Source organism: Micromonospora zamorensis, from assembly GCF_900090275.1.
Classification (GTDB): Bacteria; Actinomycetota; Actinomycetes; order Mycobacteriales; family Micromonosporaceae; genus Micromonospora; species Micromonospora zamorensis.
Genome location: NZ_LT607755.1, coordinates 6,582,807 through 6,595,374, shown reverse-complemented (window position 1 = coordinate 6,595,374; position 12,568 = coordinate 6,582,807). Strand labels below are relative to the sequence as shown.

The 12,568-nt window shown below is 72.9% G+C and carries 11 protein-coding genes; 5 read left to right on the top strand and 6 right to left on the bottom strand.

The genetic code is table 11. From position 1 onward, the window contains the following. Positions 1-157 precede the first annotated feature (157 nt). Together GA0070619_RS29680 and GA0070619_RS29675 are read left to right on the top strand one after the other, a co-directional pair. Positions 158-2,233: a SpoIIE family protein phosphatase gene (locus GA0070619_RS29680; protein ID WP_088951068.1), complete on the top strand. Its 2,076-nt coding sequence runs from the start codon at positions 158-160 to the stop codon at positions 2,231-2,233. A 50-nt stretch (positions 2,234-2,283) separates the two neighbouring features. Further along, positions 2,284-2,688 (top strand): hypothetical protein, encoded by a 405-nt coding sequence (locus GA0070619_RS29675; RefSeq protein WP_088951067.1) that lies wholly within the window; start codon positions 2,284-2,286, stop codon positions 2,686-2,688. Positions 2,689-2,704: 16 nt separating this feature from the next. Here the strand turns inward: GA0070619_RS29675 and GA0070619_RS29670 are convergent, their stop codons facing one another. Beyond that, complete coding sequence (locus GA0070619_RS29670; protein ID WP_088951066.1) at positions 2,705-4,063, bottom strand: FAD-binding oxidoreductase; 1,359 nt, start codon at positions 4,061-4,063, stop codon at positions 2,705-2,707. Positions 4,064-4,159: 96 nt separating this feature from the next. On the opposite strand from GA0070619_RS29670, the gene GA0070619_RS29665 reads away from it, so the two are divergent. Together GA0070619_RS29665 and GA0070619_RS29660 are read left to right on the top strand one after the other, a co-directional pair. Further along, the gene (locus tag GA0070619_RS29665; RefSeq protein WP_088952139.1) at positions 4,160-6,256 is read left to right on the top strand and encodes a S9 family peptidase; all 2,097 of its coding nucleotides are present in this window, start codon (positions 4,160-4,162) and stop codon (positions 6,254-6,256) included. 153 nt (positions 6,257-6,409) lie between these two features. Further along, positions 6,410-6,595, top strand: a complete 186-nt coding sequence (locus GA0070619_RS29660; RefSeq protein ID WP_088951065.1) for a hypothetical protein — start codon at positions 6,410-6,412, stop codon at positions 6,593-6,595. A 21-nt stretch (positions 6,596-6,616) separates the two neighbouring features. Here GA0070619_RS29660 and GA0070619_RS29655 read toward each other — a convergent pair whose 3' ends face one another. The 4 genes from GA0070619_RS29655 to GA0070619_RS29640 form a co-directional block, all read right to left on the bottom strand. Continuing rightward, positions 6,617-8,140 carry an FtsX-like permease family protein gene (locus GA0070619_RS29655; RefSeq protein ID WP_088951064.1) on the bottom strand — a complete coding sequence of 508 codons (1,524 nt, stop codon included), beginning with the start codon at positions 8,138-8,140 and terminating at the stop codon, positions 6,617-6,619. After that, a complete protein-coding gene (locus GA0070619_RS29650) occupies positions 8,137-8,838 on the bottom strand; it encodes an ABC transporter ATP-binding protein (protein ID WP_088951063.1) in 702 nt (233 codons plus the stop codon). The genes GA0070619_RS29655 and GA0070619_RS29650 overlap by 4 nt, the downstream gene beginning before the upstream one ends. Further along, entirely contained in the window at positions 8,835-9,371 is a 537-nt protein-coding gene (locus GA0070619_RS29645) for a PadR family transcriptional regulator (RefSeq protein WP_088951062.1), read from the bottom strand. The genes GA0070619_RS29650 and GA0070619_RS29645 overlap by 4 nt, the downstream gene beginning before the upstream one ends. A 225-nt stretch (positions 9,372-9,596) precedes the next feature. After that, a complete protein-coding gene (locus GA0070619_RS29640) occupies positions 9,597-10,187 on the bottom strand; it encodes a TIGR03086 family metal-binding protein (protein WP_088951061.1) in 591 nt (196 codons plus the stop codon). Between the two features lie 31 nt (positions 10,188-10,218). On the opposite strand from GA0070619_RS29640, the gene GA0070619_RS29635 reads away from it, so the two are divergent. After that, positions 10,219-11,016 carry a helix-turn-helix domain-containing protein gene (locus GA0070619_RS29635; protein WP_088951060.1) on the top strand — a complete coding sequence of 266 codons (798 nt, stop codon included), beginning with the start codon at positions 10,219-10,221 and terminating at the stop codon, positions 11,014-11,016. A 12-nt stretch (positions 11,017-11,028) separates the two neighbouring features. Here the strand turns inward: GA0070619_RS29635 and GA0070619_RS29630 are convergent, their stop codons facing one another. Next, positions 11,029-12,567 carry a SpoIIE family protein phosphatase gene (locus GA0070619_RS29630; RefSeq protein WP_088951059.1) on the bottom strand — a complete coding sequence of 513 codons (1,539 nt, stop codon included), beginning with the start codon at positions 12,565-12,567 and terminating at the stop codon, positions 11,029-11,031. Position 12,568: the final 1 nt, after the last annotated feature.

Below are 12,568 nucleotides of genomic sequence, written 5' to 3'. Positions count from 1 at the left end.
GCCCGAGCGACGCATACCGGTGAAGGGTGCGCTGGCCGGAAGGGGCCCCTGCTCTACTGGAAGCGTTGATACGGTGCGTGCGCTCCTCCGCCAGGGAGGGAGGCGCGACAAGGTGATCAGCTTGGCACCCGGCAGGGGGACGGTGGAGGATACGGGGGTGTCAGCCGAGGCGGGGCCCGCGACGGCCGGGGCCCGGGACGGGGCGGTCCGGCGTGTCCGCCTGCCCGCAGACCGTCGTACGCCGGCCGCCGCCCGCGCCGTGGTCCGCTCGGTGTTGACCGAGTCACACCTCGACGAGCTGGCCAACGAGGCCCTGCTGCTCACCACCGAGCTGACCACCAACGCCGTGGAGCACGCGCGCACCGAGTTGGACATCGAGGTCGTCGCCGACGAGATCGGGCTGACCGTCACCGTCTCCGACTTCGCGCCCGGCTCCGGTGACGAGCTGACCGTCGGTGCCCGCAACGACTCCACCGAGATCAACGAGGTCTCCGAGCGGGGCCGGGGCCTGCTGCTGGTCGACCACTTCGCCAGCCGCTGGGGCACGACGTACCTGCCCACCGGGAAGGGCGTCTGGTTCCGGCTGGACCGTCCCGGCACCGAGCCGTCGGCCGAGGGCACCGCGGCCGGCGGGTCGACCCCGGCCAGCGCCGGGCCTGCCACCAGCGCGGACGGGCCCACGCCGAGCGCCAGCGCGATGAGCGAACTCATGCAGACCGCCCCCGACCTGTACGCGGACGACCCGCTGCCCGACTTCGCCACCAACCTGCTCAGCCGCGTCGCCGAGATGGTGGGCGCGGCCGGGGGCTCGATCCGCCTCGACCGGGGCGACGGGCAGGGCCGTCAGGTGTTGGCCCGCTTCGGTCGGCCGCCCCGCCCCGGCAGCGACCTGCTCCGGGTGCCGTTGACGGTGCACCGCCCGTACGCCGGGGAGCTGGAGCTGGACGCGGCGCCGTCGGCGTACGCCCGGCCGTTGGCGGTGCTGACCGCCGAGCGGCTGTCGCTGCACCTGGAGAACGACCGGCTGCGCAGGACCGACATCCGCCGGCAGGTGTGGCTGACGTTCCTGGCCGAGGCCAGTGAGCTGCTCGCCCAGTCGCTGGATGTCGACCTGACCATGGCGCTGGTGCCGCAGTTGGTGGTGCCGCGGCTCGGCCAGTGGTGCGCGGTGCACACCACCGACGAGTGGGGCCGACTGCGGCTGGCAGCGGCCAGCCACGCCGACGAGTCGATGCTTCCGCAACTGCACAAGGTGCTGGCGGAGACCGGGCCGGACTCGATCCAGGCTCGCCTGCGCGAGGCGTCCCGCAGCGCGGCACAGATCCCCCTGGGCGGCCCGATGGAGGGTTTCGCGGTGCCGCTGATCGCCCGCGGGCAGCGGCTCGGCACCCTGGCGGTGGGGCGGCACCAGCGACACCGGCACGACCCGGACGAGGTCGCCGTGTTGGAGGACGTGGCCCGCCGGGCCGCGCTGGCGATCGAGAACGCCCGGATCCACGCCGAGCGTCGCCGCGTGGCGCAGACGCTTCAGCAGTCCCTGCTGCCACCGGTGCTGCCGCTGGTGGACGGGATCGGCTTCGCGGCCGAGTACGTCCCGACCGGCGACGACGCCGAGGTGGGCGGCGACTTCTACGACGTGGTGCCGCTGCCCGACGGGCGTTGGCTGGTGGTGATCGGCGACGTCTCGGGCAAGGGTGTCCAGGCCGCTGCGGTGACCGGGCTGGTCCGGGACGTGATCCGGGTCCTCGTCGGCGACGGCAAACCGTTGCCGGAGGCGTTGGCGCGGCTCAACGAGACGCTGGTCGAGCGGGGTGGCGGCCGGTACTGCACGTTGGCGCTGGCGGCGGTCGGCCCGGGCGAGGGCGACCAGCTGGACGTGTCGCTGCACCTGGCCGGACATGACCGGCCGGTGCTGCTGGCCGGCGCGGGCGGCGCGGGGTTCGTCGGCACCGGGGGCACCGCACTCGGCCTGCTCGACACGATCACCTCGCCGACCGCGAAGATCGCGCTCGCACCGGGCGACTCGCTGATCTTCTACACCGATGGCGTCACCGAGCGCCGGCGCGGCCGGGAGCTGTTCGGCACCGACCGCCTACGGGACGCGGCCGCGCCCCTGGCCGGATATTCAGCCGACGTGGTGGCCGCCCGACTGCGCTCCGCCGCGATCAACTTCTCGGTCGAGCCACCCCGGGACGACATCGCCATCCTGGTGCTCCGCAACGACGCGACCTGACCGCCGTCTGCGGCAGCCGGATTCCGGGGCCGCTCGGTAGATTGACGCTCATGTCGACTGTCGCGCAGGCCACGCCGCACTCCCGGCCGGCGGTCCGTGCCCTCGTCGTCGCGCAACTGGCGACCGTCGGCGGGTTCCTCGCCGTGCTGCTGTCCTACCTGGTTCGGATGGCGACCGCTGGCGTCGGCCCGGCCGAGATGCTGACCGGCGCGTACGACCCGAAGGACATGCTGTTCTTCTGGCTGCACGCCCCGGTTGCGATGCTCTATCTGGTCGGAGCGGTGCTCGGGCCGCCGCTGGCGCTCGTCGCGGTGGCAGTTGTCGCCAGGGAGCGCGAGGCCCTGCCCCGGGCGACCCGGGCGTTGCTGTTGACCGGGGCGGTCGGCACTCTGCTGGTGCTGGTGGCCCGCTTCACCCCACCGCTGCTGGACATGCACCGCTGGTGGATGGACTGACCGACCCGGGTGGGGCTCACAGACCGCCGGGGAGGCGCCCGGGGGCGAGGCGGTGTTCCGGATCGAGGTGCTCCTTGGCGGCCCGCAGTTGGGCCAGGCCGGCCAGCTCGCCCCACAGGTCGACGGACCTCCGGACAGCCGTCGGCGCGGAGACCACCACGCAACGACCCTGCCGGGCCAACAACACCCCTCGGACGGCGGCCAGGATGGACGCCACCCGATCGGGGGCCATCGCGCCGGGCAGTGCCGCGTGCACCACGCCCAGCCCTGCGGACCCACGAACCGGCACCGGGGTGCCGGCCGCGTCACGCAGCGCGTAGACGGCGGCGTGCAGGTCACCGATCGGCACCTCCAGGCGCAGCGCCGTGTCGCCGGGTGCGAACGGGTAGCGACGCCACCACGTCGGCGCGGAGTGGGCGATCGTCGCCTCCCCGTGCAGCAGGCCGACCAGGCGCTCGGCGCGTTCGGTGACGTCGGCGGGGCCGCCCTCCAACAGCACCACCAGGCTGCCCGCCCGGGACGGCGCACCGGCCCGGCCGGACATCGACGGGTGGCGCTCCCGGGCGGTGGCCGCCGGGTGGCCGGGCGGGTACGGGGTGCGCGGCCGTGGCGTGCCTCCGGGCAGGTCCAGCTCGATGGCTGACGGCTCCAGCCGGGCGGCGAGGATCGTCCGGACCAGGTCGTGCACCTCCAGCGGTGTCCACACCGGGCGGGACACCCAGAGTCGGCTGGCCGGCAACGGCTGCACCCGCAGGGTCGCCGAGACCAGCACACCGAGCGCGCCCTGGGAGCCACAGAGCAGCCGGGCCAGGTCGAGCCCGGGCGCGCCACCCCCGGCGCTCACCAGCTCACCGTCGGCGGCGAGGTAGCGGACACCGAGCAGTTGGTCACACGGGCTGCCGTGGCGGTGGCGCAGCGGGCCGGCCTCGCCCGCGGCGAGCACCCCACCGAGAGTCGCGCCGGGTGAAGGGGCATCCATCGCCAGTCGCTGCCCGGTGCGCTCCAGCGTGGCCTGCACCGCCCGCAGTGGGGTGCCGGCGCCCACCTCGGCCACCATCGCGCCGACCGGCTCGTGACCGATGCCGGCCAGCCGGCCGGTGTCGAGCATGATGTCGACCTGAACCGGCGTGGCACCCCAGTCGATCTTCGTGCCGGCGCCTCTGGGCACCACCGCCAGGTCGTGCGCGGCAGCCAGCCGCAGCACCTCGGCAGCGGCGTGCGGGCCGCCCGGCACCGCCACCCACCGCGCCGGCCGCCCCGCCACCTCGTCGGCCGGCCCACCCGGCCGGGAGAACGGCGGGCCACAGATCGCCGCCAACCGCCGGGTGATTTCGAGGGCTCCGGACCGGCCGAGGGAACTCGCTGCTGCCGCCATGGCGCTCATCGTACATGTGTTCGAAAGCCGTGGTAGGGGCTATCGGGATGCCGCTGGTCCGGCGTACAGCGGGTGCCGGCCGGTAACGTGGCCGCCGTGACCACCGAGACTGCCCCGCCCGCGGCGAAGCGGGTGCCCAGCGAGCGCACCCACCACGGCGACACCGTCGTCGACGAGTACGCCTGGCTCGCCGCCAAGGACGACCCGGAGACGATCGCCTACCTGACCGCCGAGAACGCGTACACCGACACGCGTACGGCGCACCTGGCCGAGCTGCGCACGACGCTGTTCGAGGAGACCCGCCAGCGCACCAGGGAGACCGACCTGTCCGTGCCGACCCGCAAGGGCGGGCACTGGTACTACACCCGGACGGTCGAGGGCCAGCAGTACGGGGTGCACTGCCGCCGCGCGGTCCGCGACGGGGAGGTCGAGCCGCCGGTCAGCGCAGACGGCGCCCCGCTCGACGGCGAGGAGGTGCTGCTCGACGGCAACCTCCTGGCCGAGGGGCACGACTTCTTCTCGCTGGGCGCGTTCGACGTCAGCCCGGACGGTCGCTGGCTGGCCTACTCCACCGACTTCTCCGGCGACGAGCGGTTCACCCTGCGCGTGAAGGACCTGACCACCGGCGAGCTGCTGCCCGACGAGGTGCCCGACACCTTCTACGGCACCGCCTGGTCGACCGACGCCTCGGTGCTGTTCTACGTGACAGTGGACGACGCCTGGCGGCCGAACCGGGTCTGGCGGCACACAGTCGGCTCGGCCGCTGCCGACGACGTGGTGGTCCACCAGGAGGACGACGAGCGGTTCTGGGTCGGCGTGGAGCTGACCCGGTCGGAAAAGTTCATCCTGATCGACATCCACAGCAAGGTGACCAGCGAGGTGCTGGTCATCCCCGCCGGCAACCCGACCGGCGCCCCGGCCGTGATCGCACCCCGCCGCCAAGGCGTCGAATACGCGGTGGAGCACCACGGCCACCGTTTCCTGATCCTGCACAACGACGGTGCGGAGGACTTCGCGCTCGCGTTCACCTCCGCGGACGCGCCGGGCGACTGGGTGCCGGTCATCGAGCACACCCCCGGCACCCGGCTGGAGGCCGTGGACGCCTTCGCCAACCACCTGGTCGTGTCGCTGCGCACCGACGGGCTCACCGGGCTGCGGGTGTTGCCGGTGGGCAGCGACGACTCGTACGACATCGACTTCCCCGAGCCGCTGTACAGCGTCGGTCTGGACGCCAACCCGGAATACCGCACCGGGCAGGTCCGCCTGCGGTACTCGTCGCTGGTCACCCCCGACTCGGTGTACGACTACGACCTGGTCACGCGGCAGATGGTGCTGCGCAAGCAGAAGCCGGTGCTGCCCGGCCCGGACGGACGGCCGTACGACCCGGCCGAGTACGAGCAGCACCGTGACTGGGCACTCGCCGACGACGGCACCCGGGTGCCGATCTCGCTGGTCTGCCGCGTGGGCACACCCCGGGACGGCTCGGCGCCCTGCGAGCTGTACGGCTACGGCTCGTACGAGGCCAGCATGGACCCGTGGTTCTCGGTGGCCCGACTGTCCCTGCTGGACCGGGGCGTGGTCTTCGCCGTGGCGCACACCCGGGGTGGCGGCGAGCTGGGTCGGCGCTGGTACGACCAGGGCAAGATGCTGGCCAAGAAGAACACCTTCACCGACTTCGTCGCCTGCGCCCGGCACCTTGTCAAGGCCGGCTGGACCGCCAGCGACCGGCTGGTCGCGCGGGGAGCCTCGGCCGGCGGCCTGCTGATGGGCGCGGTCGCCAACCTCGCGCCGGACGCCTTCACCGGGATCGTCGCGCAGGTGCCGTTCGTGGACGCGCTCACCTCGATCCTCGACCCGTCGCTGCCGCTGACCGTCACCGAGTGGGAGGAGTGGGGCAACCCACTGGAGGACCCCGAGGTGTACGCGTACATGAAGTCCTACACGCCGTACGAGAACGTGACCGCTGTGGACTACCCCGCGATCCTCGCGGTGACCAGCCTCAACGACACCCGGGTGCTCTACTCGGAGCCAGCGAAGTGGATCGCCCGGCTGCGGGCGGTCGCCCCGGGCGGCGACTACCTGCTCAAGACCGAGATGGGTGCCGGGCACGGCGGTCCGAGCGGTCGCTACGACGCGTGGCGCGAGGAGGCGTTCATCAACGCCTGGATCCTGGACCGCATCGGCCGCGCCTGACCCGTCGGGTCGGCATGATCGCGCTCGATGGTGGGAGTGGTCCCCTCGGCGGCTCGGGGAGGGCGCCACTTCCACGATCGGGCGCGATCATGAGTGGGCCGCGCGGTCCGGCGTTCCCGGTCCCGGGCCGATGTCGGGGCCTAGACTTCCGGGGTGACCGGGACCACGGATGGTGACGGCGGGGCCGCCGAGGACGTGCGCCGGCCGAGCGTCGCGGCGGTGGCGCGGGATCGCCGGGTCTGGTTGATCCTCGCGGTGGTCGCCGGTCTCCTGGTCTGCTGCTGCTCGGCGGTGGTCGGCACGCTGGTGGCACTCTCCTCCGGGCTGCTCACCGCCTGATCGGGCTGTACGCGCGGTGGCTCAGGTCATGCGCAGCTCGTCCAGGGCCGTGCTGGCGCGCAGGAAGAGCAGGCCGACACCGACCGTCACCAGCACCGCCGCCAGAGCGCCGGCACCGAGCCAGGCCAGGTGCTCCAGGGGTACGGGAACGGCTCGCTGGATCTCGGGGGTGTACACGATCCGGGTGTACTGCTCGCGGGTGGCCGGGTCGTCACAGAGCGCCGCAGTGGCCTCGCAGATCTCTGTCGACGAGACGCCCGTCGACACCTCCCCGAAGAGCCCTCGGCCGAGCAACGTGCCCACTGTGAGCGCGAGCAGGATCGCCGGCACCGCCGGGGCCAGCGCCTGCCAGGCCACCGAACGGCTCAGCGTCGCTCGGGGCACCCCGGTGGCGACCAACGCCGCGTAGGCGCGTCGGCGGGCGACGATCCCCTCGACCAGCGCGACGATCAGCCCACCCGCCGCGATCAGGACGGCCACCGCGACCGCGGCATCGACCAGATCCATGGTGGACAGATAGAAGGGGTCAGCGCCGGCGTCCACCCCGACGAGCCGGTTCTGCTCCCGGTCGAGCTGGTCCTCGGTGGCGAAGTAGGCGCGCTGAGCGGCCGCACCCCCGCCGAAGATCAGGGCGGCGAGCAGCGCCGCGAAGGTGCGGCTGCCCGCCCACGGGTCCGCCATCAGCCGGCCCGCCGCGAGCAGCGCCGCGGGCCGGCGGGCATGCCGACGCAACAACCGCCCGCAGTGGTACGAGATCCAGCCGGTGCCGATCACCACCCCGATCATCGCCGCGAGCGCACCCACCGCGAACAGCAGCGGCACCAGCCAGCCGAGCAGCTCATCCCTGCCCCTGAGCTGGTCGGCGGCCGGACGGACCGCGAGGAACGAGGCCAGACCCAGCCCGATCAGGAGCCCGGCCCACGGGCCCGGACCGCGCTCGCGGGCGGCCTTGCGGCTCACCCCGAGCGGGCTCATGGTGACCGTACGCAGCATCAGGGCGGTGGCCAGTGCCGCGACGACCGGCAGGCCGAGCACTACCGCGGCCACCGCTGCGGGCGACGGCAGCACATCGGTCGGCAGGGCCAGTCGACCTTGCGCGTCCGGACGGTGCAGCACCTCGCGGCCGACCAGGTAGGCACCCAGCCCGACCAACGTGCCGAGCAGAGCGGCCATGCCGGTCTCCAGCACGGCCAACCGGGTGACCTGGCCGGGTGTGGCGCCAGCAAGCCGGATCGCCGCCAGCCGGCGATCCCGTGCGGGCGCGCCGAGCCGCGCGCACTGGCCGGCCAGCGCCAGCACCGGAATCATCAGCATGAGCAGCGCGAACGCCGTCCCACCGCGCAACCCGGGCTCACGCAGCAACGCGTTCCGGTACTGCTCGGACTCCACCCAGGCGTCGCCAGCGGGTTTCTCGATGGCCAACACGGTCAGCGCCGCGAGCCCCGCCAGGGTCGCCAGCAGGGCGCTGAGGGCGGTGAGCACCACCCGGGCTGTGTCGGTGCGGCTGCCGGCGAGCGCGAGCCGGACCAGCGTCGCCGGTCTCACCGGGCGCCACCGGCCAGCGGCACGTCGAGCCCCAGGCCCGTGTGGTCCACCAGGCCGTCACGCAACACGATCTCCCGATCGGCGTACGCGGCGATCCGCGGCTCGTGGGTGATCAGCACGACGGCGGTGCGCTGCTCACGGGCGAGCCGGACCAGATGGGTCAGCACCTGCTCGCCCGCGAGCGTGTCCAGCGAACCGGTCGGCTCGTCGGCGAAGAGCACCCGCGGCTCGGTCACCAACGCCCGCGCGGTGGCGCACCGCTGCTGCTGACCACCGGACATCTCACCCGGCCGGAGGTCGGCCAGCTCCCCCACACCGAACCGGTCCAGCCAGGTGAGTGCCGCCGTCCGCGCCTCTCGCCGCCCCGTGCCGGCGAGGAGCAGTGGCAGTGCGACGTTCTCCGCCGCGGTCAACTCGGCGACCAGTTGGCCGAACTGGAACAGCACCCCGAACTCGGTGCGTCGCAACCGGGATCTGGCCGCCTCCGACCAGGTGTCGATGCGCTGCCCCCGCCAGGTGACCTCGCCGGCGTCCGGCCGGAGGATCCCGGCCAGACAGTGCAGCAGGGTCGACTTGCCGCAGCCGCTCGGGCCGGTGACGGCGACGATCTCACCCTCGGCCACGTCGAGTGTCACGCCGCGCAGCGCGGGTGTCGGGCCGTACGCCCGAACCACGCCGCGAGCCTGGAGTTGCGTCACGGATGCACCTCCCGGTGCCAGTCGGCGACCCGGCCCAGAGTGGCGTGCAGCCACCGCAGGTCCGCGTCGAGGTGGGCGATCGCGAAGTCGGCCGCGACCACGTCGCTGAGAGTGGCGGCCGCGTCGGCCTTGACCGCGGTCAGCTCACGCAGCCGTGCGGTGTGCGCGGCGCGCTGGGCAATCAGGTAGGACCGGGCCCGGTCGACGTCGGCGACCAGGAGCGCCACCACGACCTTGGCGAAGAGTGTGCTGGCCACGTACGGCATGGGTGATTCCACAGTGGTCAGCCACTGGTCGAGCGCGGCCCGCCCCTGGTCGGTCAGCGCGTACGCCGTGCGATCCGGCCCGGCCGCGCGGTCCTGCCCGGCGGTGACCACCAGGCCGTCCCTTTGCAGGCGGCCAAGGGTGGCGTAGACCTGCCCGAAGGCCAGCGGTCGAGCCCTCGGCAGCCGCTCGTCGTGTGCACGCTTCAGCTCATAGCCGTGCCGGCTGCCAGCAGCCAACAACCCGAGCAGAACATGCGACGTGGACACGCCCGCAACTATTCACCGAGCGAATACCCAAGTCAACAACCCAACCCAACCCGTCCCCTCCCACCCACCCATCCACCCCCTCCCACCCGGCCCACCCCACCCCACCTCGTTGATCAAGAGGTTTGCGTCACCAGAGCCTCGAAATCTGACGCGAACCTCTTGATCACCGAGAGCGGAGGGTGCGGGCACGCGGGGTGGGGTGCGGGGTGCGGGGTGGGCGGTTGGTTAGGGGGTTTGGGGCCAGGTGGGGGTGCGGCCGGTCTGGGTCAGGAGGTGGGCCAGGTCGGGCGTCGGGGCCAGGTCGGGGGTGGGGGTTGGGGTGGGCAGTGGGTCGGCGAAGACGCCCATCTTGCGGGCCGTGGGGCCCAACTGCTCGACCAACCCGTGCAGCTCGGCGACTGCCTCCGGGGCCGGCTGGTAGGGCTGGCCGGTGGCGACGGCGAGGTCCCAGCCGTGCACGGTCAGGTCCAGCAGGGCCATGCCGCCGATGACGGTCTGTGGCATGCCCATGCCCGGTGACACACCCTCCAGGGTGGACGGGTCCGACCAGGCGGCGACCAGGCGACCCGTCTCCGCCTCGAACCGGTCCCGCCAGCCGTCGCCCAGGTGGTCGGGCTTCTCGGCCCACTCCACCGGCCGCTTCACTGCCAACTCCTGGAAGTTGACCACCACCTCGAAGAGGTGGTTGAGCAGATCACGGACCACGTAGTCGCGGCACGGGGTGGGCAGATCGAACTGGTCGTCGGCGATGCCACGCACCACGTCGACGGTTCGCGGCGCGGCAGCCGCCAGCAGGTCGCTAGTCTGAGTGGTCATAGGGCCAGCGTATGAGGGTGGTCTTGAATAAATGCGACAGCGACCGCGTGGCGACAGCCGGGGGATTCTCGACCCCGGGCGGATGCTGCGCGAGGTGCGCTTCCGTCGGCACCTGCCGGCGGAGCCGCTACGCGGGTGGGTCGAGCACTACTGGTTGATCGACTGGGAGTTGAGCACACCGTTCGAGCAGCGGGTCGTGCCGCACCCGGCGGTCAACGTGGTGTTCCGGCGGGACGGCGACGGGCCCGAGTCCGGCGAGGTGGCCGGGGTGGGCCGCGACCTGTTCCGGATCACGCTCACCGGCACCGGCCGGGTGGGCGGGGTGCAGTTCCGTCCCGGTGGCTTCCACGCGTTCTGGCGCCAGCCGATCAGCGAGCTGACCGGCCGCCGGCTGCCACTTCCCACGGGCCGGCTGGCACGCCCCGGCTTCCCGGCGTGCGCGGCATCCGACGACGAGCGTTGCCGCGCCCTCGACGCCCTGCTCACCGCGTGGGACCCAACGCCGGACCCGATGGCCGACGAGGCCATCCGGCTGGCCGAGGCGATCCGCACCGACCGCACGGTGCTGCGGGTCGACGACTTCGCGGCACGGCACGACCTTCCGGTCCGCCGGTTGCAGCGACTCTTCCTGGAGTACGTGGGGGTCGGGCCGAAGTGGGTGATCCGCCGCTACCGGCTCCAGGAGGCCGTCGAGCAGGCCGCCGGTGGCCCACTGAAATGGGCGGCCCTCGCCGCCGACCTCGGTTACAGCGACCAGGCCCACCTGGTTCGCGATTTCACCGCAGTGGCCGGGGTGTCACCCGCCGCGTACGCCCGCTCGGTGCACTGAGGCCGCACCGGCTCAGCGGCGGCGCAGGACGACCACGGCGACGTCGTCCTGGATCTCCGGTGGGGCCAACTCCACCAGCAGCCGGGCGCAGAAGCGGTCCAGGTCGTCGTCGACGGTGGCGCAGACCCCGGCCAGCGCTGCCAGCCCCTCGTCGATGGTCGCGTCCCGCCGCTCGATCAGCCCGTCGGTGTAGAACACCAGCGTGGCCCCGGCCGGCACCACGAACTCCAGGTCGTCCGGGCGAGGTGCGCGGACGCCGAGCAGCGGCGCGGAGTGCTGCACGAACTCGACCTTGCCGTCCATGCTGAGCACCGGCGGAAGATGCCCGGCGCTGGCCAGCCGGACCCGCCCGGTCGGTGGGTGCAGCAGTAGCACGCAGAGTGTGGCGATCTCGTTGGGCAGCAGGGTCCGCATCAGCTCGTTGACCCGGTGCAGGATCTCGCCGGGCTGGTGCCCCTCGACCGCGTACGCCCGCACCGCGTGCCGCAGCTCGGCCATCACGGTCGCCGCGTGCAAAGAGTGGCCGGCCACGTCTCCGATCGCCAGCAGCAGATGCCCGTCGAGCATCACCAGTTCGTAGAAGTCGCCACCCACCTCGGTCTGTGCGCTGGCCGGCTCGTAGCGCACCGCGAGGTCCAGTCCGGCGACGGTGGGCAGGCCGCGCGGGAGCAGGCTGCGTTGGAGGGTGACCGCGATCCGGTGCTCCTCGTCGAACGAGCGCTGCCCCTCCACGGCCGCCGCCACCGCCTGAGCGAGCTGCTTGAGCACCGGGGTCCGAGCGGTCTGGGTGGCGGTCGGGACCACCACGTACAACGGGGCCCGGTCCTCGCGCAGCCGGGCGGCGGCGACTGTCACCGTGTCGTCCGTCGGCCACTCGACCAGCGCCCAGCTCTCCGGGGTCTGCACCCGGACCGTGGCGCCGGTCGGCACCCCGGTGTCGTCGACGACCCACGGCACCACAGTGGCCACCGCGCCGGGGCCGGCGCAGATTCCCGCGATGCAGTCACCGTCGAAGGTCTCGGCGATCACCGCCGCCGGGCTCTTGAAGATCTGCGCGGCGCCCTCGGCGGCGGCCTCCAGCAGACGCGCGAAGGTTGGTGCGGCGTGCACCGCCACTGTCGTGTCGGCCAGCCCGAGCAGCCGCTCGGCGAGCAGCTCGGCGCGCTGCCGGGCCTGGTAGTAGCGCAGGACCGCCCGCGTGGTGGCGATCAGCTCTTCCGGCTCGATCGGCTCGGTCAGGTACGCGTCGGCACCCCGGGTCAGCCCCTGGGCACGGTCGGCCACGTCCACGGCGTGCGCCGACACGTGGATCACCGGCATCGCCGGACGCCGGATCTTGATCTGTTCGCAGACTTCGAACCCGCTCAGGTCCGGCAATCGGACGTCGAGGACGACCAGGTCGATCCGGTCCACCTCGACCCGAGCCAGCGCCTCGGCGCCGTTCTCGGCCTCCAGCACTGTGAACCCGGCCCGGGTCAGCCAGCTGACCAGCAGGTAACGCTTGGTACGACTGTCGTCGACGACCAGGATGGTTGCCGGCATGCCGTCCATG

Excerpts from the sequence above, each read along its gene's own strand:
- GA0070619_RS29635 (WP_088951060.1), top strand. The coding sequence starts at position 10,219 with ATGCGACAGCGACCGCGTGGCGACAGCCGGGGGATTCTCGACCCCGGG.
- GA0070619_RS29630 (WP_088951059.1), bottom strand. The coding sequence starts at position 12,567 with ATGGACGGCATGCCGGCAACCATCCTGGTCGTCGACGACAGTCGTACC.
- GA0070619_RS29640 (WP_088951061.1), bottom strand. The coding sequence starts at position 10,187 with ATGACCACTCAGACTAGCGACCTGCTGGCGGCTGCCGCGCCGCGAACC.
- GA0070619_RS29670 (WP_088951066.1), bottom strand. The coding sequence starts at position 4,063 with ATGGCGGCAGCAGCGAGTTCCCTCGGCCGGTCCGGAGCCCTCGAAATC.
- GA0070619_RS29675 (WP_088951067.1), top strand. The coding sequence starts at position 2,284 with ATGTCGACTGTCGCGCAGGCCACGCCGCACTCCCGGCCGGCGGTCCGT.